This is a genomic window from Clostridium nigeriense (assembly GCF_050585245.1).
Lineage (GTDB): Bacteria > Bacillota > Clostridia > Clostridiales > Clostridiaceae > Clostridium > Clostridium nigeriense_A.
The window spans coordinates 1-24670 of record NZ_JBNOOF010000006.1 but is presented as its reverse complement, the minus strand read 5'-3'; the positions used below and the strand labels follow the sequence as shown (position 1 = coordinate 24670).

General features: G+C 29.4%; 26 protein-coding genes, 1 pseudogene and 1 other annotated feature. Of the genes and pseudogenes, 25 read left to right on the top strand and 2 right to left on the bottom strand.

Annotated elements, in window-relative coordinates; genetic code table 11:
* Window positions 1-18 precede the first annotated feature (18 nt).
* From ACQPUY_RS10565 to ACQPUY_RS10465, 21 genes and pseudogenes are all read left to right on the top strand, one after another.
* Entirely contained in the window at window positions 19-567 is a 549-nt protein-coding gene (locus ACQPUY_RS10565; RefSeq protein ID WP_430841188.1) for a hypothetical protein, read from the top strand.
* Between the two features lie 26 nt (window positions 568-593).
* Window positions 594-1838: a replication-associated recombination protein A gene (locus ACQPUY_RS10560; protein WP_430841390.1), complete on the top strand. Its 1245-nt coding sequence runs from the start codon at window positions 594-596 to the stop codon at window positions 1836-1838.
* A 138-nt stretch (window positions 1839-1976) separates the two neighbouring features.
* On the top strand, window positions 1977-2429 hold the full coding sequence (locus tag ACQPUY_RS10555) for an RrF2 family transcriptional regulator (RefSeq protein WP_430841187.1): 453 nt from the start codon (window positions 1977-1979) through the stop codon (window positions 2427-2429).
* Window positions 2430-2431: 2 nt separating this feature from the next.
* On the top strand, window positions 2432-3631 hold the full coding sequence (gene nifS, locus ACQPUY_RS10550; protein WP_430841186.1) for a cysteine desulfurase NifS: 1200 nt from the start codon (window positions 2432-2434) through the stop codon (window positions 3629-3631).
* Complete coding sequence (gene nifU / locus ACQPUY_RS10545) at window positions 3615-4046, top strand: Fe-S cluster assembly scaffold protein NifU (protein WP_430841185.1); 432 nt, start codon at window positions 3615-3617, stop codon at window positions 4044-4046. Before nifS ends, nifU begins: the two co-directional genes overlap by 17 nt.
* Window positions 4047-4054: 8 nt before the next feature.
* A complete protein-coding gene (mnmA, locus tag ACQPUY_RS10540) occupies window positions 4055-5137 on the top strand; it encodes a tRNA 2-thiouridine(34) synthase MnmA (RefSeq protein ID WP_430841184.1) in 1083 nt (360 codons plus the stop codon).
* Window positions 5138-5227: 90 nt separating this feature from the next.
* Window positions 5228-5710, top strand: a complete 483-nt coding sequence (locus tag ACQPUY_RS10535; protein WP_430841183.1) for a PRC-barrel domain-containing protein — start codon at window positions 5228-5230, stop codon at window positions 5708-5710.
* Entirely contained in the window at window positions 5704-6735 is a 1032-nt protein-coding gene (locus tag ACQPUY_RS10530) for an AI-2E family transporter (RefSeq protein ID WP_430841182.1), read from the top strand. Before ACQPUY_RS10535 ends, ACQPUY_RS10530 begins: the two co-directional genes overlap by 7 nt.
* Window positions 6736-6798: 63 nt before the next feature.
* Window positions 6799-6969: a binding site (T-box leader), on the top strand.
* 55 nt (window positions 6970-7024) lie between these two features.
* On the top strand, window positions 7025-9664 hold the full coding sequence (gene alaS / locus ACQPUY_RS10525) for an alanine--tRNA ligase (RefSeq protein WP_430841181.1): 2640 nt from the start codon (window positions 7025-7027) through the stop codon (window positions 9662-9664).
* A gap of 139 nt (window positions 9665-9803) precedes the next feature.
* Window positions 9804-10061 carry an IreB family regulatory phosphoprotein gene (locus tag ACQPUY_RS10520; protein WP_430841180.1) on the top strand — a complete coding sequence of 86 codons (258 nt, stop codon included), beginning with the start codon at window positions 9804-9806 and terminating at the stop codon, window positions 10059-10061.
* A gap of 47 nt (window positions 10062-10108) precedes the next feature.
* Window positions 10109-10525 carry a Holliday junction resolvase RuvX gene (gene ruvX / locus ACQPUY_RS10515; RefSeq protein WP_430841179.1) on the top strand — a complete coding sequence of 139 codons (417 nt, stop codon included), beginning with the start codon at window positions 10109-10111 and terminating at the stop codon, window positions 10523-10525.
* Window positions 10526-10600: 75 nt separating this feature from the next.
* The gene (locus tag ACQPUY_RS10510) at window positions 10601-10873 is read left to right on the top strand and encodes a DUF1292 domain-containing protein (protein ID WP_430841178.1); all 273 of its coding nucleotides are present in this window, start codon (window positions 10601-10603) and stop codon (window positions 10871-10873) included.
* A 44-nt stretch (window positions 10874-10917) separates the two neighbouring features.
* Window positions 10918-11385 (top strand): Fur family transcriptional regulator, encoded by a 468-nt coding sequence (locus ACQPUY_RS10505; RefSeq protein ID WP_430841177.1) that lies wholly within the window; start codon window positions 10918-10920, stop codon window positions 11383-11385.
* Window positions 11386-11455: 70 nt separating this feature from the next.
* A complete protein-coding gene (locus ACQPUY_RS10500; protein WP_430841176.1) occupies window positions 11456-13123 on the top strand; it encodes a ribonuclease J in 1668 nt (555 codons plus the stop codon).
* A gap of 151 nt (window positions 13124-13274) precedes the next feature.
* The gene (gene typA, locus ACQPUY_RS10495) at window positions 13275-15101 is read left to right on the top strand and encodes a translational GTPase TypA (RefSeq protein WP_430841175.1); all 1827 of its coding nucleotides are present in this window, start codon (window positions 13275-13277) and stop codon (window positions 15099-15101) included.
* An 87-nt stretch (window positions 15102-15188) separates the two neighbouring features.
* Window positions 15189-16196, top strand: a complete 1008-nt coding sequence (gene mltG / locus ACQPUY_RS10490; protein WP_430841174.1) for an endolytic transglycosylase MltG — start codon at window positions 15189-15191, stop codon at window positions 16194-16196.
* A gap of 28 nt (window positions 16197-16224) precedes the next feature.
* Window positions 16225-16869 carry an O-methyltransferase gene (locus tag ACQPUY_RS10485; RefSeq protein WP_430841173.1) on the top strand — a complete coding sequence of 215 codons (645 nt, stop codon included), beginning with the start codon at window positions 16225-16227 and terminating at the stop codon, window positions 16867-16869.
* Between the two features lie 4 nt (window positions 16870-16873).
* Window positions 16874-18109, top strand: a complete 1236-nt coding sequence (locus ACQPUY_RS10480; RefSeq protein ID WP_430841172.1) for a peptidase U32 family protein — start codon at window positions 16874-16876, stop codon at window positions 18107-18109.
* A gap of 21 nt (window positions 18110-18130) precedes the next feature.
* Window positions 18131-18748: a uridine kinase gene (udk, locus tag ACQPUY_RS10475; protein ID WP_430841171.1), complete on the top strand. Its 618-nt coding sequence runs from the start codon at window positions 18131-18133 to the stop codon at window positions 18746-18748.
* A gap of 133 nt (window positions 18749-18881) precedes the next feature.
* Window positions 18882-20423: a penicillin-binding transpeptidase domain-containing protein gene (locus ACQPUY_RS10470; protein WP_430841389.1), complete on the top strand. Its 1542-nt coding sequence runs from the start codon at window positions 18882-18884 to the stop codon at window positions 20421-20423.
* Window positions 20424-20626: 203 nt separating this feature from the next.
* Window positions 20627-21055, top strand: a pseudogene (locus ACQPUY_RS10465) (sigma-70 family RNA polymerase sigma factor); the annotation flags it as partial.
* 11 nt (window positions 21056-21066) lie between these two features.
* On the opposite strand, the gene ACQPUY_RS10460 reads toward ACQPUY_RS10465, so the two are convergent.
* Together ACQPUY_RS10460 and ACQPUY_RS10455 are read right to left on the bottom strand one after the other, a co-directional pair.
* Complete coding sequence (locus ACQPUY_RS10460) at window positions 21067-22566, bottom strand: recombinase family protein (RefSeq protein ID WP_430841170.1); 1500 nt, start codon at window positions 22564-22566, stop codon at window positions 21067-21069.
* Window positions 22567-22577: 11 nt separating this feature from the next.
* Window positions 22578-22943 carry a helix-turn-helix transcriptional regulator gene (locus tag ACQPUY_RS10455; protein ID WP_430841169.1) on the bottom strand — a complete coding sequence of 122 codons (366 nt, stop codon included), beginning with the start codon at window positions 22941-22943 and terminating at the stop codon, window positions 22578-22580.
* Window positions 22944-23149: 206 nt separating this feature from the next.
* On the opposite strand from ACQPUY_RS10455, the gene ACQPUY_RS10450 reads away from it, so the two are divergent.
* From ACQPUY_RS10450 to ACQPUY_RS10435, 4 genes are all read left to right on the top strand, one after another.
* Window positions 23150-23356 (top strand): helix-turn-helix domain-containing protein, encoded by a 207-nt coding sequence (locus ACQPUY_RS10450; RefSeq protein WP_430841168.1) that lies wholly within the window; start codon window positions 23150-23152, stop codon window positions 23354-23356.
* A 108-nt stretch (window positions 23357-23464) separates the two neighbouring features.
* Window positions 23465-23590 (top strand): hypothetical protein, encoded by a 126-nt coding sequence (locus ACQPUY_RS10445; RefSeq protein ID WP_430841167.1) that lies wholly within the window; start codon window positions 23465-23467, stop codon window positions 23588-23590.
* An 81-nt stretch (window positions 23591-23671) separates the two neighbouring features.
* A complete protein-coding gene (locus ACQPUY_RS10440; protein ID WP_430841166.1) occupies window positions 23672-24475 on the top strand; it encodes an ORF6N domain-containing protein in 804 nt (267 codons plus the stop codon).
* A gap of 15 nt (window positions 24476-24490) precedes the next feature.
* On the top strand, window positions 24491-24670 hold a 180-nt coding region (locus ACQPUY_RS10435), incomplete at its 3' end, for a hypothetical protein (RefSeq protein ID WP_430841165.1).

Sequence of the window (24670 nt, the reverse complement as noted above, 5' to 3'; positions counted from 1 at the left end):
AAATTTATGGAGGATGGTATGAGAAAAAGTATTTTAACAATTATATTAATTATGATTTTACAAGTATTTATGGTAGGATGTTTCAATAGTTCTAGTGAAGATAGTACAAATATTCAAGATAATGATGGCGTAATAAATACTGAAGAAAATGATACTATAACAAAGAGTGAGGAGAGTAAAGTTAAAGAAACTATAGATTTAGTATTATCATATACTAACGGATATGATGAAACTATGGAGAAACATATAAGTGAAAAAAATTTTTATGTTTGTAATTATGTAGAATTTTACTCTTTATATATAGGAGAATTAGAGTTAAAAAAGTATGAAAGCGAAGTAGTAAGTTTAAGAAAAAATCAAGACAGATATATAGCATGCTTGCTTTTGAATATTGAAGCAAAGTCTTTAGAAACTCATGGTGATGAAGAAGAGGGTGATGAGGCTATAGGGGAAGATGTACCAGTAGAAGTTATATTAAAAGAAAGAAATGGAGAGTTATATATAGAAAGTTTTAAAGAGTATGAAGATCTTGAAAAAGCTAGAGAATTAAATGAAGGGTTTAAATAAAATAACTATAGGAAAGAGTGATGTTAATGAAGCCATTAGCAGAAGTTATGAGACCACAAAAGTTAGAGGATTTCATAGGACAAAAAAATATTATAGGTGAGGGAAAGCCGTTATATAATTTAATAATTAGCAAAAGAATTCCTAATTGTATATTATATGGGCCCCCTGGAACTGGTAAAACAACACTAGCAAATATTATGGCTAATTATAGTGATAAAAAATTTTATAAATTAAATGCTACTACTGCATCAGTAAAAGATATACAAGAAATAACAGATAGTTTAGATAGTTTACTTAATTATAATGGTGTAGTTATTTATATTGATGAACTTCAACATTTTAGTAAGAAGCAACAGCAAGCACTTTTAGAATTTATTGAAAATGGAAGGGTTACATTAATAGCAAGTACTACAGAAAATCCTTATTTTGCAATTCATAAGGCTATATTAAGTAGATGTAATATTTTTCAGTTTCAATCACTTAGTGTAGAGGAAATAGTAGAAGGATTAGATAATGCCATTAGTAGATTAATATCTGAAGGGATTGAAGTAGAATATTCAAATGAGGTCTTGAGATATATGGCTGAGATTTCTCAAGGGGATTATAGAAAAGCCTATAATATATTAGAGTTAGCTATTAATTCTCAACTTAATAAAATTAAAAAGATAAATATTGAATATATAGAAGGATTAAATCAATCTCATATAAGAGCTGATGCTACTGGAGATGAATATTATAATTACTTAAGTGCGCTTCATAAAAGTATAAGAGGAAGTGATCCAGATGCAGCTATTCACTACTTAGCAAGACTTATTAAATCAGGTAATTTGCAAGCAATAATAAGAAGGATTTCTTTAATTGCAGCTGAAGATATAGGACTTGCACACCCTAATGCATTAACAGTAATAAATTCAGGAATTGAGCTTGCTTTAAAAGTAGGATTTCCTGAAGCTTCGTTAATATTATCTGAACTTGTGATTTATCTTGCAACATTACCAAAATCAAATAGTTCATATTTAGCTCTTACAAGTGCTATGGGAGATTTAGAAAATAAAAATATAGGAGATGTTCCAATACATTTAAAAGATGCGCATTATTCTGGAGCGAGAAATCTAGGGGTAGGAGGATATAAATATCCACATGATTATGAAAATAACTATATTAGTCAGCAATACTTACCAGATAATTTGCTAGGAGCTAAATATTATAATCCTCAAAATAACAAATATGAAAATAGTATTAAGAATTATTGGGAAAATATAAAAAAATAAGATTAAATTACCATATATTAAAATAAGGGAATATAAGGCTTTAGAAGGAATCAATATTATTGACAATAGTAGAGCTGTTTGGTAAGATATATGAAGTAAATACAAGTAAAATGGTCAACATTAAAAGGGGGAAGAATTATGAAGCTTTCTACTAAAGGTAGATACGGGGTCAAGGCTATGGTAGACCTTGCAATGCATTATGGAGATGCCCCCGTTTCAATAAAAACAATCTCTCAAAGACAAAATATATCTGAATACTATTTAGAGCAATTATTTTCACCTCTTAGAAAAGCTAAACTTATAAAAAGTATACGTGGAGCTCAAGGTGGATATGTTTTAAATAGTGCGCCAAAGGATATAACAGTAGCAGATGTTATGTATGTTTTAGAAGGCCCTGTTGAAATTGCAGAATGCATTGAAGGTTCTGAATGTGATAACATAGATTATTGTGCTACTAGGTTGCTATGGGAAAAAATAAAAAATAGCATTGATGAAGTAATGGAAAGCATCACGCTTCAAGATATAGTAGATGATTATAATAGATTGAAGTTTGAAGGCGAATCAATTAAATTAGTAAAGAGGAGCGAGTAAAGATGAAAAACGTGTATATGGACTATGCAGCAACAACTTTTGTTAAACCAGAAGTTTTAGATGAAATGATGCCATTCTTTACTGAAAAGTATGGAAATCCATCATCTTTTTATGGTATTTCAAGAGAAACAAAAATGGCTATAGATAAGGCTAGAGGAAGAGTTGCAAAGGCGTTAAATTGTGATCAAAATGAGGTTTACTTTACAGGTGGTGGCTCAGAAGCTGATAACTGGGCTATTAAGGGAATAGCCTCAGCTCATAGAAAAAAAGGAAATCACATAATAACTACTAAAATCGAACATCATGCAGTTCTACATACTTGCGAGTATTTAGAAAAGCAAGGTTTTGAAGTGACTTATTTAAATGTAGATAAAGAAGGTTTCATAGATTTAGAAGAACTTAAAAATGCTATAACTGATAAAACTATTTTAGTTTCAATTATGTTTGCTAATAACGAAATTGGAACTATTCAGCCAGTAAAAGAAATAGGAGAAATTTGTAGAGAAAGAAAAGTACTTTTCCATACAGATGCAGTTCAAGCAGTAGGAAATATTCCTATAGATGTTAAAGAGATGAATATTGATTTATTGTCTTTAGCAGGACATAAAATATATGGACCTAAAGGTATAGGAGCACTTTATATAAGAAAAGGCGTAAGAATAGATAACTTAATACATGGTGGTGGCCAAGAAAGAGCTAGAAGAGCTGGAACTGAAAATACAGCTTCAATAGTAGGACTTGGAAAGGCTATTGAACTTGCAACAGATAACTTAGAGGAACATAATAAAAGATTAACTATTCTTAGAGATAAATTAATAGATGGATTATTAAAGGTACCTCATACTAGATTAAATGGACCTAGAGGTGATAAGAGACTACCTGGTAATTCTAACATTACATTTGAATTTATAGAAGGAGAGTCAATACTTTTATCTTTAGATTTTGAAGGAGTATGTGCTTCAAGTGGAAGTGCTTGTACTTCAGGATCATTAGATCCATCTCATGTATTATTAGCAATTGGATTACCTCATGAGTTAGCTCATGGATCATTAAGATTAACTTTAGGTGATGGATCAACTGAAGAAGATGTAGATTATGTCTTAGAAGTTGTACCACCAATTATCGAAAGATTAAGAAATATGTCTCCGTTATGGGAAGACTTTATTAAGAAGGGAGAAAAATACTATGATGTACAGCGATAAGGTAATGGATCATTTTAGAAATCCAAGAAATGTAGGAGAAATTGAAGATGCAAATGGCGTTGGAGAAGTTGGTAATGCTAAATGTGGAGATATAATGAAGGTTTATTTAAAAATTGAAGATAACATAATTAAAGATGTTAAATTCAAAACCTTTGGATGTGGATCTGCTATTGCTTCATCATCAATGGCAACAGAATTAATTAAAGGAAAAACAGTAGAAGAAGCATGGGAGTTATCAAATAAGGCTGTTGCTGAAGCTTTAGACGGACTTCCACCTGTAAAGATGCACTGTTCTGTATTAGCAGAAGAGGCAATACATAAAGCTATTAATGATTATAGAAAAAATACAGGCTTAGAGCTTTGGGACTTCGAAGAACATGATGATATTCATGATCATGTTCATGGAGAAGAATAGGAAGTAATATGAAAAAAAAAGTAGTAGTAGGTATGAGTGGTGGAGTAGATAGCTCTGTCGCTGCCTACCTTTTAAAAGAGCAAGGTTACGATGTAATAGGCGTAACTATGAAGCATTTTGATGATGAAGATGAAGATTATGTTGAAAGAGAAGGTGGCTGTTGCTCCCTTTCATCAGTTGAGGACGCAAGAAGAGTTGCTGATAAGATAGGTATTCCTTTTTATGTACTTAACTTTAAAGAATCCTTCAAGGAAAAAGTAATAGATTATTTTGTTCAAGAATATATTGAAGGAAAAACTCCTAATCCATGTATAGCATGTAATAAACATATAAAATTTGATGAGTTCTTGAGAAGAGCTAAGGGGATTGGAGCAGATTATGTGGCTACAGGTCATTATGCTAAAATTGAAAAAAATGAAGATGGTAGATATCTTTTAATTAAGGCAGATGATGATAGAAAAGATCAAACCTATGCTTTATATAATTTTACTCAAGAACAATTAAGTCAAACATTAATGCCTTGTGGAGATTATACAAAGGATAAAATTAGGGAAATTGCTAAGGAAATTGGTCTTGCAGTCCATAATAAAAAAGATAGTGAGGAAATATGTTTTATACCAGATAATAATCACGGTAAGTATATTTCTTTAGTTAAGCCAAATAAAGTTAATGAAGGAAACTTCGTTGATAAAAATGGTAATGTACTAGGAAAGCATAAAGGTATAGTATATTATACAATAGGTCAAAGAAAAGGCTTGGGTATAGCTTTAGGAAGACCTGTTTTTGTTACAGATATAATTCCTAATACAAATGAAGTGGTTCTTGGACCAGAAGAGGATATATTTAAAACTGATTTAGTAGCTAAGGATGTTAATTTTATTCCTTTTGATAACTTAAATGAAGAGATGAGTATTACAGCTAAGGTAAGATACTCAGCTAAACCTGCTGAAGCAATAATTTCTCCACTCGAAAATGGGAAAATTAAAGTTTCATTTAAAGATAAGCAAAGAGCAATTACTAAAGGTCAATCAGTAGTATTTTATGATGGAAATACAGTAGTTGGTGGCGGGATAATAGAAAGTATCTTATAATAAAAAATTCCTATATATTTAGTATATAGGAATTTTTTTTGTTGCTTTAGGAAATAATAACTCTATGGTTTATAGAAGGGAGAAAATAGCATGTTAAAAACTAAAGATTTTTATTTGCTAAGAGTTTATGATATTAGGGGGAAGTATTTAGGTATAATCGATGATATTTATATAGATTTTAATAAAGGAATAATTAAAGGTTTTTTATTATCAAATTATTTGTTGTTTAGTAAAAAAAATTTTATTAAGGTTAAGGATATTATAACTATTGAAGATGTTATGATAATTAGAGAGCTTAATACAAAAGAAGGGATAGCATTTAAAAGCATAAAAGATATAGATGTGAAAGATAAAAAGAATATAATTAGAGGAGTTTTAGAAGATTTAATAATTAACAGGAAAGATTTATCTATTAAAGGATTAATTGTTAGTTCTGGTATTTTTGATAGAATAGTAAAAGGTAAAGAAATACTTCTTTTGAAAGAATGCATATTAGGAGAAGATTTTATTTTGTATTTTGGTAACAATGAAGTTAAGTTTCAAAGTATGCCAAGAAAGAATAAAACATGCTAGTTGGTAATAAAAGTAAGAAGGTATTAAAGTACATTATAGTAGCTTTGCTATTTATTTTTATACTAATTTTATACTTAAAAGTAAAAACGTTAAATAGCATAGTAAATATAATATTTATAAGTTTCATTCTTGCATATGCATTAAAGCCTTTGAGAGATATACTAAGCGATAAGTTCAAAATGAAAAAAAAGACTGCATCTCTTATAATTATATCTAGTATTTTATTTACAATTGTTTTATTTTTTTATATAGTAATCCCTTCTATTTTAAGAGAAAGTTATAATTTTGGAAGTGTGTTAGATAATGTAGATGAGTATGTAGAAGCAATGGCAAAAAAATTTAATATAGATAATATTGCTTTTTTTCAAAGTATCTACGGAAGAATAAGTGATGAAACTAATATTTTGCTAAGAACCTTTTCTAATAACATGTTAGATAACTTAATGACATTATTAGAGAGCATAATATCGATGGCTATTATTCCTATTGTAACATACTACTTTTTAGTGGATGGAGAACTTATTTTTAATAAGTTAATGTTAATCCTTCCAACAGATAAGAGAGTAATAGCTAAGAAGGTAATTACTCACATAGATAAAGTATTAGCTAGATATATAATAAGTCAATTATTATTGTCTTTAATTATAGGAATATTAACAACTATATCTTTATTTGTATTAAGAGTTAAATTTTCTTTAATACTTGGAATATTTAATGGGATATTTAATATAATTCCTTATTTTGGGCCTATAATTGGTGGAATACCTGCAATACTTATTGCACTTATGGAGTCACCTAATAAGGCTTTATGGACATTAGTAGTAATGTTTATAATTCAGCAAATAGAAGGTAATATATTATCACCTAAGATAACTGGTGATAGTACTAATATGCATCCAATTATTATTATAATTTTGCTTTTGATTGGTGAAAAACTTGGTGGATTTATTGGAATGATTATTATAGTACCAGTTGCTGTAATAATTAAAGTTATATATGAGGATATTAATGATTATTTATTCTAAAATAAATAATTGACATATTTTAATAAATAAATTATAATTTCATTAAAATATAGTAAAATTTTATATCTAGCGTTGATGAGAATGAGTAAATATACCCTATGTATTCAGAGAGGAAGTGGATGCTGAAAACTTCTTACATAATATATTGAAGCTATCTTGGAGCTATATTTGACTAAGTGATGCATTTATGCATAATTAGGGTGGTACCGCGGAATATATGTTTTCGTCCCTTTTCTATAGGGATGGAAACTTTTTTTATTTTAGAAAGTAATTAAATGGAGGTAAGATTATGAAATTCATGGGAACTAATGAGCTTAGAGAAGCTTATTTAAGATTTTTTGAATCAAAAGAGCACTTAAGATTAGAGAGTTTTCCTCTAGTGCCTAAAAATGATAAATCATTATTATTAATAAATGCAGGTATGGCACCGCTTAAACCATATTTTACAGGTTTACAAGAGCCACCAAGAAAAAGAATTACTACATGTCAAAAATGTATAAGAACTGGTGATATTGAAAATGTAGGTAAAACATCAAGACATGGTACTTTCTTTGAAATGCTTGGAAATTTCTCTTTTGGAGATTATTTTAAAGAAGAAATAATTCCTTGGGCTTGGGAGTTTATAACTGAAACTTTACAAATCCCAAAGGATAAATTATATGTAACTATCTATTTAGAAGATGATGAAGCCTTTGATATATGGTGTAAGAAAACTGATGTGGATCCAAAAAGAATTTTTAGATTAGGAAAAGATGATAACTTCTGGGAAATAGGAGTTGGACCATGTGGACCTTGCACAGAAATTCACTTCGATAGAGGCGAAGGAGTTATTACAAATGTTGATGACTTTATTAAAGCTAGTGATGAAGATAGAGTTGTAGAATTTTGGAACTTAGTGTTTACACAATTTGATAAAGATGAAGAAGGAAATTATAATAAATTAGCTAATCCTAATATAGATACAGGAATGGGGCTTGAAAGAATAGCAACAATAATGCAAGGTGTAGACAATATATTTGAAATAGATACTGTTAAAAATATATTAAATAAAGTATCAGAACTTTCAGGAGTTAAATATGGAGAATCCTCTGAAAAAGATATTTCTTTAAGGATAATTACAGACCATGTAAAATCTGTAACTATGCTTATATCAGATGGGGTTCAACCGAGTAATGAAGGTAGAGGCTATGTATTAAGAAGATTGTTAAGAAGAGCAGCTAGACATGGAAGATTATTAGGTATTAAAGGACTATTCTTAACTGACATAGTTGAATCAGTAGTTGAAAATTATGGGGATGCTTATCCAAACCTTAAAGAAAATAAAGAATATATTGAAAAAATAATTTCTTTAGAAGAAGAAAGATTCAATGAAACTATAGATTCAGGAATGAACATTTTAAATGATTATATTCAAGAAATGAAATCTTCAAATGAAAATATATTAAAGGGAGAAAATGCCTTCAAGTTATATGATACATATGGTTTTCCAATAGAATTAACTGAGGAAATATTAGAAGAAAAAGGTATGAAGGTTGATTATGAATCATTTAAAAAGGAAATGGAAGAACAAAGACAAAGAGCTAGAAATGCTAGAGGAGAATCAACTTACATGGGTAGTGATGAAAGCCCAATAAATAAGATTGAATCTTCAATAAATACCGAATTCGTTGGATACAGTAATATTGAGGTAGATTCTAAAATTATTATTTTAGCTAATGATAATGACTTTGTAGGTGAATTATCAAATGGTGAAAAAGGATATATAGTAACTGAAAAAACACCATTTTATGCTGAGATGGGTGGTCAAGTAGGAGATAAGGGTATTATTAAAACAGCTTCAGGAGAAGCTTATGTTTATGATACTAAGAAAAATGTAGGTGGAAAAACTGTTCATTACGTTAAAGTGAATGAAGGTAGTATCAAAGTAAATGAAGATGCAATTCTTAAAATAGATGTTGTAAGAAGAAGCAATATTGAAAAAAATCATACTGCAACTCATATGTTACATGAAGCATTAAAACAAATAGTTGGAAAACATGTAAATCAAGCTGGTTCATATGTTGATGATGAAAGGTTAAGATTTGACTTTACTCATTTTACAGCATTAACTGAAGAAGAAATTAATAAATTAGAAGATTTAGTTAATAGAAAAATAATGGAAGTATTTTCTGTAGATACAGATCTCATGACTTTAGATGAAGCTAAAAATTCAGGAGCTATGGCTTTGTTTGATGACAAATATGGTGATAAAGTAAGAGTTGTAAGTGTAGGAGAGTTTTCGAAAGAACTTTGTGGTGGTACACATGTTCATAATTCAGGAGAAATTGGCTTATTCAAGATAGTTTCAGAGGCTGGTGTTGCTGCTGGAATTAGAAGAATAGAAGCGATTAGTGGTATAAATGCAATAAAATACATGGAAGAAAAACAAAGGTTATTAAAGGAAGCATGTAATGTATTAAAATGTAGCGAAAGGGATGTACTTAAAAAGATAATTTCTCAAGGCACTGAAATTAAGGATAAAGAAAAAGAAATTTTAGAACTTAAGAGTAAATTAGCTTCTGGCGTTGAAGATGAAATCTTATCTTCAGTTAAAGAGATAAATGGAGTTAAGGTGGCAGCTTATGCTGTGGAAGGAATTGATGGAAATTCTTTAAGAGATCTTGGTGATAAAGTAAGAAATAAGCTTTCTAGTGGTGTGGTTGTGTTATTTAGTAATGTAGGTGGAAAAGTAAACTTAATTGCTATGTCAACAAAGGATGTACTAGATAAGGGAGTGCACTGTGGCAAGATAATTAAAGAAGTAGCTTCTATTGTTGGAGGCGGTGGTGGAGGAAGACCAGATATGGCTCAAGCTGGTGGTAAGAATCCGGAAAATATTAAAACAGCAGTAGAAAAAACTTACTCAGTAGTAGAATCTTTAGTAAAATAGTGTACTTTTATAGTTTTATAGTTTATAATATAGTTAATAGAAGAAACCTTGTATAGAATTTTTAAAATATGGAATACTATTACTAGGAAATATTAACTAAATAGAAGTAAGGGGGTGTGCTGCAATTAGCAGCAGTTGTATGAACAATAACTTAGATGCAACAATGCAATTTGACTTAAACATCAACAAAGAAGATTTAACTAAATCTATATTAACAGATGTTTATAATGCGTTACAGGAGAAAGGTTATAATCCAGTTAACCAGCTAGTTGGATATCTTATTTCAGGGGACCCTTCTTACATTACAAGCTACAACGGAGCAAGAGCTTTACTAAGAAAACTTGAAAGAGATGAAATTCTTGAGGAAGTTATAAAATCTTATTTAGAAATAAAATAAAGAGTGCCCGTTTATTCGGGCACTCTTTAATATTTAAGGAGAAAAGTATGAGAATATTGGGCTTAGATATAGGATCAAAAACTATTGGAGTAGCTATAAGTGATCCATTAGGATGGACTGCTCAAGGAATAACAACTATAAGAAGAAGTAAAAAAGAGCAAGATTTGGAAGAAATAGAAAAGCTATGCAAAGAGTATTCGGTAGAAACTATAGTAATTGGACTTCCCAAAAATATGAATGGGACTATAGGTGAATCAGGAGAAAGAGTTTTAGAGTTTTCTGAACAAATAAAAAGTTTTACAGGTTTAAAAATTGAAATGTGGGATGAAAGATTAACAACAGTAGCAGCCCATAAAGCTATGTTAGAAGCAGATTTATCAAGAAGTAAGAGAAAAAAAATAGTGGATAAAATTGCGGCTACATATATATTACAAGGATACTTAGATAGAATAAGTATTAAGTAATAATTAACTATCAATTGAAAGTTATTATTGACAAGTAATAAGGTAAAAATTACAATTATAAAAAGGAGTATTTTTATGGATAAAGATTTAAAACAATTAGAATTATACGATGAAGATGGAAATTTAGTGAAATTAAATGTTGTTGCATTTTTTGATATGGTAAATCCAGATACAGAGGAAAAAAGTGAATATGTTATAGTATATGATGATAATTATACTGAAGATGATATATTTGCATTAAAGGTAGGAGTAGATGAAGATGGTGATGATCTACTAATTCCTATAGATGATGAAGTAGAACTTGCAGCAGTTCAAGAAGCATATGATACTATTTTTTCTGAAGAATAATAGTTTTAGATAGATAAATAAATATAGAAAGGGGTGTGTTGTCTGTGGAACAATCAAGTAGTATAGATTTTAATGTACTAAAAGAGGATTTAAAACAAAAAGGATATAAATTGACGCCTCAAAGAAGAGCTATTGTTGATACTATAATAGAAAAAGAGGGTGAACATTTAACGGCTGAAGAGATTTATGATGAAGTTAAAAAAAGTTGCCCTGAAATTGGCTTAGCTACGGTATATAGAACTATAATCTTATTAGAGGAGTTAGGAGTTATTTGTAAGCTAGACTTAGATGATGGATGTAGTAGATATGAATTAGTTCGTAAAGATGAGGGTCATAGACACCATCACTTAGTTTGCAATGAGTGTAAAAGTGTTATTGAAGTACAAGATGATTTATTAGATGAACTTGAAGAAGAAGTAGAAAGATCTTATGGATTTAAGATAATAGATCATAGTGTTAAATTTTTTGGCATTTGTAGAAAATGTCAAAGTAAGATTAATGATAAAAAATAAATAAGGATGAAGAGGTTACTCTGTTTAGAGGATCTTTAAATTACATATTTTAGAAGAAGGAGGGGACATATTGAAAAATGAAAAAGCAAAGGTTAGAATTATTCCTTTGGGGGGAATTAATGAAATAGGTAAAAATATAACAGTAATAGAATATAAAAATGATATAGTTGTTATAGATTGTGGACTAAAATTCCCAGATGAAGATATGTTCGGTATTGATTTAGTAATACCAGATATAAGTTATTTATTAAAAAATAAGGATAAGATAAGAGGAATATTCTTAACACACGGCCATGAGGATCATATAGGGGCACTACCATATGTATTAAGACAATTAAATGTGCCTGTATATGGAACAAAGTTAACTCTTGGGATTGTTGAAACAAAGCTTAAGGAGCACGGTTTATTAAGCTCAACAGAATTAGTTAGAGTAAAACCAAGAGATGTTATAAAATTGAATTCAGTATCTGTAGAGTTTATAAAAACTAATCACTCTATTGCTGATTCGGTTGCAATAGCGATACACACTCCACTAGGAGTTGTATTACACACAGGAGATTTTAAAATAGATTATACACCTATAGATGGTGAACCGATGGATTTTGCAAGGTTTGCAGAGATAGGTAAAAGAGGTGTATTAGCTATGATGGCTGATTCAACTAACGTTGAAAAGCCAGGATATACTATGTCTGAAAAGGTAGTAGGAGAAAGTTTTGCAAGGCTATTTTCTAAAGCAAAGGGGAGAATTATAATAGCAACCTTTGCATCAAACGTTCATAGAATACAGCAAATAATAGATGCTGCCCGTGTATATGATAGAAAGGTAGCAGTTTCAGGAAGAAGTATGGAAAATATAGTTGCTGTTGCTGCTGAGCTTGGATATTTAGAGTTTGAAAAAGACATATTAATAAGCGTAGATCAAATTAACAAATATCCAAATGATAAGGTAGTTATTATAACTACAGGAAGTCAAGGAGAACCAATGTCAGCACTTGCTAGAATGGCAAGCTCTGAACATAGAAAGATTAATATAGTAGAAGGAGATACTGTTATTATTTCAGCTACTCCAATACCAGGAAATGAAAAGTTAGTTTCTAAAGTAATAAATCAGTTATTCCAAAAGGGTGCTGAAGTTATATATAAATCATTAGCGGAAATACACGTTTCTGGGCATGCTTGTCAAGAAGAATTAAAGCTTATGCAATCTTTAGTAAAACCTAAGTTCTTTATTCCTGTTCATGGAGAATACAGACATTTAAAACAACATGGTGAATTAGCCATATCTTTAGGAACACCTGAAGAAAATGTATTAATACCTGAAAATGGTGGAGTTATTGAAGTTACTAGGAATAATATTAGAAGAAGTGGGTCAGTAAATGCTGGTCAAGTATTTGTTGATGGTTTAGGTGTTGGTGATGTTGGAAATATAGTATTAAGAGATAGAAAGCATTTATCTCAAGATGGTATATTAACAGTTGTTGTAACCTTGTCTAAAGAAAATAACTCTATTATTGCAGGTCCTGATATTATATCTAGAGGTTTTGTTTATGTTAGAGAATCAGAAGGATTAATGGATGGGGCCAAGGATATTGTTAAGGATGTATTAAGAGAATGTGAAGAAAGTAACATAACAGATTGGGCTAGCTTAAAAGCTAAAGTAAGAGATGAACTTAGATCATATCTTTATGAAAAGACTAAGAGAAAGCCTATGATTCTACCGATAATAATGGAAATATAATCTGAGAGGTTGACATTTCTTTATAATAATCTTAGAATGATTATAGTTTAAATAATTTTAAAAAAATTGGATACAACCGTATCCAATTTTATTTTGGAAAAAATAATTTATAGGTTTACATTATATAAAAAACCACATTGGAGGAAATTAAATGAATTTAATTAGTAGAGATGATATTAGAAATATTGCAATAATAGCTCACGTTGACCACGGTAAAACAACATTAGTAGATGCTTTATTAAAAGAAAGTCATGTATTTAGAAGCAATGAAAAAGTTGAAGAAAGAGTTATGGATTCTAATGATTTAGAAAAGGAAAGAGGAATTACAATCCTTTCAAAGAACACTGCTATGATGTATAACGGAGTAAAGATAAACGTTGTTGATACTCCTGGACATGCTGATTTTGGTGGAGAGGTTGAACGTGTTCTTAAAATGGTTGATTCAGTATTGTTAGTTGTAGATTCTTATGAAGGACCTATGCCTCAAACAAAATTTGTTTTAAAAAAGGCATTAGAACTTGGATTACAACCAATAGTAGTTATAAACAAAATAGATAAACCAAATGCAAGACCAGAAGAAGTTATAGATGAAGTATTTGAATTATTTATTGAACTTGGTGCTGATGATGAACAATTAGATTTCCCGATTATATATGCTTCTGCAAGAGAAGGCTTTGCAAGATATAATGTTGAAGATACAAATAATGATATGGTACCATTATTCGAAACAATATTAGAAAATGTTGAGCCACCTAAGGGGGAAATAGATGGTCCTTTCCAAATGCTTGTAACTACATTAGACACTAATGAGTATGTAGGAAGAATAGCAATCGGTAAAATTCATAGAGGGAGAGTTAAAAAGAATCAACAGGTTGCTTTAGTAAGACAAGATGGAAGCACAGCAAATTATAGAGTATCAAGTATTTTTACATATAATGGATTAAATAGAGAAGAAGCTCAAGAAGCAGCTTTAGGAGATATTATTGCATTAAGTGGTATTCCAGATTGTAATATTGGAGAAACTATAGCTGATGCTTTAAATCCTGAAGCATTACCATTTGTAGAAATTGATGAACCAACATTAAGTATGAACTTTATGGTAAATGATTCTCCTTTTGCAGGTAGAGAAGGTGAATTTGTTACATCAAGACATTTAAGAGATAGATTATTAAAAGAATTAGAAACTAACGTAAGTTTAAGGGTTAATGAAGTTTCATCAGACTGCTTTGAAGTTTCAGGAAGAGGAGAACTTCACTTATCTATATTAATTGAAACTATGAGAAGAGAAGGCTATGAGTTCCAAGTTTCAAAAGCAAATGTTATATTTAAAGAAGAAAATGGCAAGAAATTAGAGCCAATGGAATATTTAACTATAGACGTTCCTGAAGAATTCATGGGACCTGTTATGGAAAAACTTGGACCTAGAAAAGCTGAAATGGTAAATATGACATCTGCCGTTAATGGATATACTAGACTTGAGTTTATAGTACCAGCAAGAGGATTAATCGGATTTAGAAATGAATTTATGACTGATACTAAGGGGAATGGCATAATGAACCATGTATTCCACGGCTACGATAAATTTAAAGGCGAAATTCCAGGAAGAAGTAGAGGATCTATATGTTCATTTGAAGATGGGGATGCTATAACTTATGGATTAGTAAATGCTCAAGAAAGAGGAACCTTATTCATAGGAGCTGGAGTTCCTGTATATCAAGGAATGATAGTAGGAGAATGTTCTAGGGCTGAAGATATAGATATTAATGTATGTAAGGGTAAGAAGCTTACAAATACAAGAGCATCTGGATCTGATGATGCATTAAAGTTAACTCCACCAAGACAAATGACATTAGAACAATGTCTTGAATTTATTAATTCTGATGAATTAGTAGAAGTTACTCCTGAAAATATAAGAATGAGAAAGAGAATATTAGATTCTGCTGAAAGAAGAAGAATATCAAGCAGAAGCAAAAAATAGGTAAAATTCTTTATAATTAAAAAGAAAAGTATTATAATAAAGTAAATAGCCTAAATAGGCTATTTACTTTGTATGTAGGGGGTTTTTATGAAAAAGTTAAGTTTAAAAACGGTTCCCGTAATAATTATTGTAGTATTATTTATAAGCTTTTTAATATCATTTATAAATGTAATAAAGAAACCTTTAAAGACTTCAGATGATATTGTAATAAAAGTAGATGAAGGTGATAGCTTTTATAGTATAATAGAATCTTTATCAAATGGAGGTAAGTTAAGAGGTGTTCCCTTTATAAAAACATATGTTAAGGTTTTAGATAAAAATATAGAAGTCAAACAAGGAGAATATGTTTTACAAAAGGATATATCCTTAGATAAATTAATAGAAACTTTAACTAGTGAATCTTCATTAAATACAGTTAATTTTACAGTACCAGAAGGTTATACTATAGAAGATATAGGTGAAAAGTTAGAAGAAGAAGGTATATGTAGTAAAGAGGATTTTATATTAGCAGTTAAGGAATATGAGTTACCTAATTATGTAAAAGTAAACAGCGAAAAAAAATATAATCTAGAAGGATATCTATTTCCAGATACATATTTAATAAATATTGGAGAAACGCCTAAAGATATAATAACGAAGATGATAACGAGATTTGAAGAAATGTTTAAAAAGGCTATGGAGGAAACTAATACTACTGTTAAGGATGAGGATATAGAAACTGTTATAACTATAGCTTCTATGATAGAGAAGGAAGCAAGACTTGATAGCGAGAGACCATTAATTTCATCAGTTATAATGAATAGATTGAATGATGGGATGATGCTTCAAATTGATGCTACAGTCATTTACGCTTTAGGAGAACATGTGGATATAGTTCTATATAAACATTTAGAAGTAGACTCTCCGTATAATACATATAAAAATTATGGATTACCTGTAGGACCTATATCTAATCCAGGATTAGAATCAATTAAAGCTAGCTTAAAGCCAGAGGATACTGATTATTTATTCTATGTTCTTCAGGATGATGAAAGTCATTATTTTACAAATAGTTATGAAGATTTTGAGAATAAATTAGAGGAGCTTGATTATTAATAATAAATTAAATATTTGGAGGATTTACATGAGTGGAATAACTTATGATTATATGGAAGAATATATAAGAAGTCTAATACCAGAAGCGTCTGAAAAATTTAGAGAGTTAGAAGAATTTGCAAAAGAAAATAAGGTTCCTATAGCTCAAAAGGAAACTGCAAAATTTTTAGAGTTTATGGTTAGTATGAAAAAGCCTCTAAGAATATTAGAACTTGGAACTGCCATTGGGTATTCAGCAATTTTAATGTATGAATCATCAGGAGCTAAAGCTGATATTACTACAATAGAACGTGATGAAAATATGATAAAATATGCTAAAGAAAACTTTAAAAAATATAATTTAGAAGATAAAATAGAAATTAAAGAAGGGGATTGTCTTGAAATTTTAGAAAGTTTAGAGGAACCATATGATTTAATTTTTATGGATGCTGGTAAAGGACACTATAATCATTTTTTACCTCATTGTCTAAGATTATTAAAAGAAGATGGAATTATTGTAGCTGATAATGTATTATTTAGAGGTATGGTTGCATCTAATGATTTAGTAAAGAGGAGAAAAATAACTATAGTAAAGAGAATGAGAAAGTACTTAGAGTTAGTATCTAAGGATGAAAATTTAATTACGTCTGTAATACCAATGGGGGATGGAATTGCAGTGACTAAAAGGAGGTAAAGATATGATAAAACCAGAGATTTTAGCACCGGCAGGAAGTCTAGAAAGATTAAAAATAGCAATAGATTTTGGAGCAGATGCTGTATATATAGGTGGAGGTAGGCTAAATTTAAGGGCCTTTTCTGATAATTTTACTAATGAAGAAATGGCTGAGGGTATAAAATACTGCCATGATAGAGGAAAAAAATTATATGTAACTATGAATGTTTTTCCAAGAAATCATGATTTAAAAGGTGTAGAAGAATATATAAAGGGATTATATGATTTAGGAGTAGATGCAATTATAGTTGCAGATCCATCAATAGTAGCAGCAGCAAAATCTGCAGCACCAAATTTAGAAATCCATTTAAGTACTCAAGCAAACATAACAAATTGGATGGCAACTAAATTCTGGTATGAGCAAGGTGTAAAAAGAATAGTTTTAGCAAGAGAACTTACACTTAAAGAAATAACAGAAATAAATCAAAATACGCCTGAAGATTGTGAACTTGAAGTATTTATACATGGATCTATGTGTGTAGCATACTCAGGAAGATGTTTAATTTCTAATTATATGTTAGGAAGAGATGCAAATAAAGGTATTTGTTCAAATGCTTGTAGATATAAGTATTATATAGTTGAAGAAACAAGACCAGGTGAATATTATCCTATAGTAGAAGATGATAATGGAACATATATAATGAATTCAAAGGATTTATGTATGATAGAGCATATACCTGAAATTGTAAAAAGTGGAGTTCATTCATTAAAGATAGAAGGAAGAATGAAAAATGAATTTTATGTTGCTTCAACAGTAAAAGCTTATAGAGAAGCTCTAGATGCATATTTTGATAATCCAGAAGGATATGAATTTAAACAAGAATGGTTAGATACAGTATTAAAAGTAAGTCATAGACAATATCATACAGGATTTTTCTTCGGAAAAATGGGAGAACAAACATATGATGTATCATCATACGTAAGAGATTATGATATAGTTGGTATAGTACAAAACTATGATGAAGAAACAAAGGAAGCTACTATTCTTCAAAAAAATAGAGTTTTCGAAGGTGATGAGGTAGAAGTTTTAAGAGCACATACACCATACTTTAATGTTAAGCTTAATGATATGTTTGATATGGAGAAAAATAAGAAAACAGATGTAGCTAATAGAGCTCATATGGTATTTAAAGTAAAAGTTGATACTCCATTGAAAGAGAAAGATATGTTAATAAAAGGAAAGAAAGTTTTAGAGCTTTAAACATAAGAAGGAGGAACTATAATGAAAAAGCCAATACTAATCGGTATTACTGGTGGAACAGGATCAGGGAAAAGTAGTATTGCAGATGCTATATATTCAAGTTTTTCAAATGAATGTATTGCAATGATACAACAAGATATGTACTATAAGGATCAAAGTCATTTATCTATGGATGAAAGGGTAAAAACTAATTATGATCATCCAAAGGCTTTTGATAATGATTTATTAATAAATCATTTACAAGATTTAATTAATGGAGTTTCCATAGAAAAACCAATTTATGACTTTTCAATTCATAATAGATCTAAAGAAACTGTAAGAGTTGAACCTAAAAACATTATAATAGTTGAGGGTATTTTAGTTCTTGAGGATGAAAGATTAAGAGATTTATTAGATATCAAAGTTTATGTCGATACTGATGCTGATATAAGGATATTAAGAAGATTAGTTAGAGACATAAATGAAAGAGGCAGAACTGTTGATTCGGTAATTAATCAATATTTAGAAGTTGTAAGACCTATGCACTTACAGTTTACAGAGCCAACTAAGAGATATGCAGATATTATAGTTCCTGAGGGTGGACAAAATAAAGTTGCAATAGATATTCTTGTAACAAAGATTAAAGATATTTTAAAATAGAAAAAATTGTATAAAAAACACTTTCCTAGGCTAGAATTAATCCTAGGGAGGTGTTTTTTTGATAAATAAAAAGAATGAAATAAATTTAAATAGAATAGCAATTATAAGTGGAATATACGGGCTTATAATAGTAATGTTAATAGTTAGGTTATACTTTCTTCAGATTCATCCATCTTTAATAGTTGCGGGAGAAATAGAAAATTATCAATCAGAAAATTTATCTCAAATGAATTATAGAATATTTGATACTAATGGTAAAGATTTAATGAACTATGATAAGAAGTATATTGTAGTTTTAGATACTAAGCCATTTATGTTAAATAATTATGAGGAAACATTAGAGGATTTAATGGCATTAAATTTTATAATGAAGTCTGAAAATCCAGATTTTAATTATTCAGATGTTATGCAAGAAGAAGGGAAAATATACTATACAGTTAGTGAAGAAACTTATAATAAGGTTAATAAACTAGAAAATATTAAAGGAATATATACATACATATATGATGAGATAGATAGAAATGAAGCTTGGAAAACTAATAATTTTTTATCAGATATAAAGGAAGAAAATGTAGTAGAAGATTCATTAGAGTATGACTTAGATTCCTATATAAAAGAAAATACTTATCCAACTGCAAAGTTTTATTTAAATGAAAAGTCTATTTATGGAGATGGAGAAGTAATTTCATCAAATAATAACAATATAAAGTTAACAATTAATTCAGAATGGGAAAATACAATTAGAGATATTTTAAATGAAGATGATTATTCATTTTTAAATAATATTGGAGTAGTAGTATCAGAGGCGAAAACAGGTAAAATTAGAGCAATGGTTCAGAAAGATGAAACTCAAGCTAATGTGAATTTAGGAATTGGTCAATTAGGATATGAACCAGGATCTATTTTCAAAGTAATCACAGAAGCTATAGCATTAGATGAAGGATTAATAAGGCCAACTGATGAGTTCTTGTGTACTGGAGAAATATGCACAAAGGATGGTAAGCCTTACGCTCATGGGTTATTATCTGTCGAAGATGCATTAAAGGTTTCTTGTAATGATGTTTTTGCAAAGGTTGGTTCTGAAATAGGATATAGTGATATGATAGATTATTTGAGTAATATGGGGTTATTTAAGCCTGTATTAAATATAAAAGGCGAAAATAGAAATGAGGCATCTGGTGTAAAACCTACATTAGAAAATAGTATGAATAATATTTCAATAGGTCAAACAGTAGTGGTAACTCCTGTACAAATGGCAGGATTATATAATACTGTAGTAAATGATGGTATTTATATTAAACCTAGTATTGTAGAAGCAATTGTTGATGATAATGATGAAGTAGTTGATGAGTTTAAAAAAAATGAAACTAGAATATTTAGTGAAACTGCAGCCAGACTTACACAAGAAACTATGTCAAAAGTTATATGGGAAGGCTCAGGATTCGAAGCAAAAGTAGAGGGGGTAAATATTGGGGGTAAAACAGGAACATCTACTGGAAGCGGTGGCACTAACCATGGATGGTTTGCTGGATATTTTGAATTAAATGGAGAAAAATATACAATAGTAGTTATTGCTCCTAATATAGGTGAAAAGCATCCTGATGGCAGAGAATTAGGTGGAGGAAACACTGGAGCACCTATATTTAGAGATATTGTAACAGAGCTTACTAAATAAAACTTAATAGATAGTTAATATTAGATTAATTTTTAGCAGTAGTTTTTTATTATGAAATATTATATTGAAGAAGTTTTAGGTATTGGTAATTATATTTAATGTGATATTTCATACGTATTATATAAAGAATAAATTTAAAAAATGGAAGCAATATTTTTAAATTTTATCATATTATATAATAAGCACTACTAGGAGGAAGTTCTGTGTTTTTTTTATCTAATATTATAGAGCTATTATGTAATTCAGTATTTTTAACAGGTTATATTACGGGAAATAATACATTTCCTAAACCATTAGATGAGGAAGAAGAGGAAAGATATTTAAGATTACTAAAAGATGGAGACAAAGAAGCAAAGAGTATATTAATAGAGAGAAATTTAAGACTAGTAGCTCATATTGTAAAAAAATATAATTTCCCTAATAAGGATATAGATGAATTAATCTCTATAGGAACAGTGGGACTTATAAAAGCCATAGATTCTTTTGACTCATCGAAAGGAACTAGGTTGGCTACTTATGCTTCAAGATGTATTGAAAATGAAATATTAATGCTTTTTAGAAATAATAAAAAGCAAAAAAATGAAGTATTTTTACAGGATCCAATTGGAGTGGATAAAGAAGGAAATGAAATAACATCATCATGTTATACATAAATTTTAGGAAATAGATTTATTTCAAAGTCATCATTTTTTTGCTCTTTATTTTTCTTATATTCTACTTTATATAAGACGCTTTTTAATAATTTATTTTTTACTTCAATACTAGAGAATTCATAAGCATCTATAACATCTTTTATTTCTTTTGCTGATATTTCTTTCTTTTTCTTTTTTTCAATTTTCTCTTGCAATAAAGATAATTGAGATACTGTACTATCTATTCTGTTAGAAACATTATTAGATCTTTCTATAAAAGTTTTTTCATCATACATACCTTGTTCAAATAAATCAAAAATATTATTCTTTTGCTTTTTCAATGTATTTAATTCTTTGGTTAATAGTTCAATTTGCTTTTTATAAATTTCAGTATCATCAGTAATATCTTTCTTCTTTATAACGAGTTCCATTTGATTTAAATAATCAGATAAACCTTCTAAAATTGCTTTTTCTACATAATCAAATCGGCTTGATTTACAACCGCATTTTTTAGTGCACATTATATGAGGGGCTTTATTACCGTATTTTCTTAATATCATTTTACTACCGCACATACCACAAATAACAACGCCAGCTAAAGGGTTGGCCATGCCATTTACAATCTGATATGGTACATGATATTTTTCTTCAAGCATTTTTTGAACTGTGAAAAAAGTATTTTCATCTATTATAGCTGGGTGCTTACCATCTACTACAATCCATTCAGATTTATCTCTAGTTCTTGTATCTCTTATTTTCCCAGGAGTTATTGATTTTTTTTGTTCCTTCTTTCTCCAAGTAATTTTCCCTATATAAACTAAATTTTTCAATATAAATAAAACTGCTGTTCTCTCAAATTCTTTTCCAGTAGCCGATTTATACCCTAAACTATTAAGCTCTTGAGCAATCATTCCTGTTCCGTATCCTTCTGTATATCTTTTGAATATTAATTTAACTACATCTGCATAATCATTAGGTTTTAAGGTTCTTATTCTGCCTACTTTTTCTATATCGTAACCTAAAGGTGGGTTAGTACCTAAATAATTACCATCTTCGACAGAACGTTGTCTACCACCTTGCATACGTCTAGTAATCATTTTTAATTCTTTTCTACTCATGAAAGCTTCAAACTCGCTATATTCTTCATCAAAATCGTTATTTAAATCATATGTTTTTTGTGGTGTTATTATTTTGGTATTACTTTCTTTAAATGTTTTCAAAATTATGCCTTGGTCCTGCATATCGCCGCGCCCTAATCTTTGCATATCCATAACAAGAACACCTTCATATTTTTTACTTTCGACTTCATTTAGAAGCTCAATCATTTTAGGCCTATGGAATAAACTCTCTCCAGAGATTATTTCTTCTTTTATCTCTGTGACATCATACTTTCTTTCTTTAGCTATTTTTAGCAAAGCTTTTCTATGCTTTGCTAAAGTTTCGCCTTGGCCTACTGTTTTTTCCAACTCTTCATCTGCTCTTGATTTTCTTAAATAAATAGCAACCTTCATATAAAAACTCCTTATTTTAATTTCCTTTGAATTTCTAATATTACTGCTTTTTTTATTATATCCCATACTTCGTCAGTTAAATTTTCATTAGTTATTAATCTTTCTTCAATCATCTTATCCAATACAAGATCTACAGAGTTTGGTGCTTCAAATTCTTCTATACCATCCATCCAATAATCTATAGATTTACCACTATGTTCTGCTAATTTTAACAATACCTTTTTAGAAGGAAGTCTTTTCCCAGATTCTAAATTACCTATATTACCTTTACTTATTCCTAATTCCAATGCTAGTTGAACCTGTCCAACCTTTTCTCCTCTACTTAAAGAAAGGTTATTCCTATATTCTTTAAGCTTGTTTGCAAATATGTTACTCATTAATTTCACCTCATATATATAATACATTAAAAATTCTCACATTTCAAGAGAATTTAATATTATTTTCTTTCATAATGTGAGAAATTTCGAGGAACTTAAAGAAAATTTTAGCAATAAAGAGTTAATTTTATTGTACAAGCTTAAATCAAATTTTCTTTTTCTCACAAATTGTGAGAGAATAAAACCAAGCCAAGGAGGTGAGTTAATTGAACTTAAGAAATCTTAGAAACAAAAGAGGATTGAGAAGAAATTTTGTTGCAGATACAGTTGGGATATGTGGCAAACATCTAAATGATATTGAGGGTGGAAGAGTTAATCTTACACAGAAGGTAGCAGAAAAGCTTGCAGAGTTGTACCAACTTGATGTTGGAGAAATTTTTAAAATGTATAAGGAGGGACAAAACTATGAATAATTCAAAAATCTTAGCAGAGCAAAAAAAACTTTTAGCTGAAATAGAAATGCTAGCAAAAAAGAAGAATAGTGTAAAAGCATAATTCATAGAAAATATAGAGGTGATATTATGCCTACGATACTAATTACAAAGCCAAATATAACAGAAGAAGAAAATTCAAGGAGAAAGGAAATCTTCTTTGATATTTTATCAGATATAGCTTATCAAGACGAAGATGAAGATGAAGAAGATTAATAATTAACTTATGAAGAATAGGCTGAGAAGCCTTAAAGAAATTTAGTAAACATAATTAACTTTATGAAGAGGAGGACAAGCATGAGTAAATTAATACCAATGGAATTTAAAAATCAAAGAATAATGACAACTAAGGTTTTAGCAGAAGAGTTTGGAACAGAAGAAGGAAACATTCAAAAGAATTATTCAAGAAATGAGAAGAGATTTATAGTGGGAAAGCATTATTACAAATTAGAAGGACAAGCATTAAGAGAATTCAAAAATAGCTTACCGACTGAAAGTCTTGAACCTATAAAGTTTGCACCAGTTTTATATTTATGGACAGACAGAGGAGCAGCAAGACACGCTAAGATTTTAGATACAGATGAAGCGTGGGAAGTTTATGAAGAATTAGAAGAAAGTTATTTTAATCCTAATAAAGGACAAGCACTTAATACTTCTGAATTATCTCCAGAACTTCAAATGTTTAATAAGATGTTTCAAGCACTAGCGAATAATGAGTTAGAGCAAAAGAGATTGAAAGCAGAAGTTGAAGAAGCTAAAGAAGAGATACAAGGAATTAGAGATATTGTAGCTATTAACTCTACTAACTGGAGAAAAGATACATCTACTTTAATAAGCAAAATGGCTTTAAAACTAGGTGGGTATGAACATATTAACCTTTTAAGAGAAGAAAGTTACAAGATTTTAGAAGAAAGAGGACGTGCTAGATTATCTGTAAAGCTAACTAATAAGCGTAGAAGAATGGCAGATGAAGGAGTATGCAAATCCAAGAGGGATAAGTTAAATAAACTAGATGTTATCGGTGAGGATAGCAGATTATTAGAAATATATTTAGCTGTAGTAAAAGATATGGCTATTAAATATGGCGTAAAGGTGAATTAATAGGAGGAAGTATAAATGAATAGAGAAAAAGTAATTAATCAATTAAAAGAACTAATAGAAGATAGAAAAAGTTTTATGGTGGGAGATTATGATGATTGCTATGACAAGGATGTAAAAGCTTTAGAATATGCAATTAATGAATTAGAAAGAACTGCTCAAGAAGTACCAGTTCAAGAGCAGTTAGTAACATTAGAA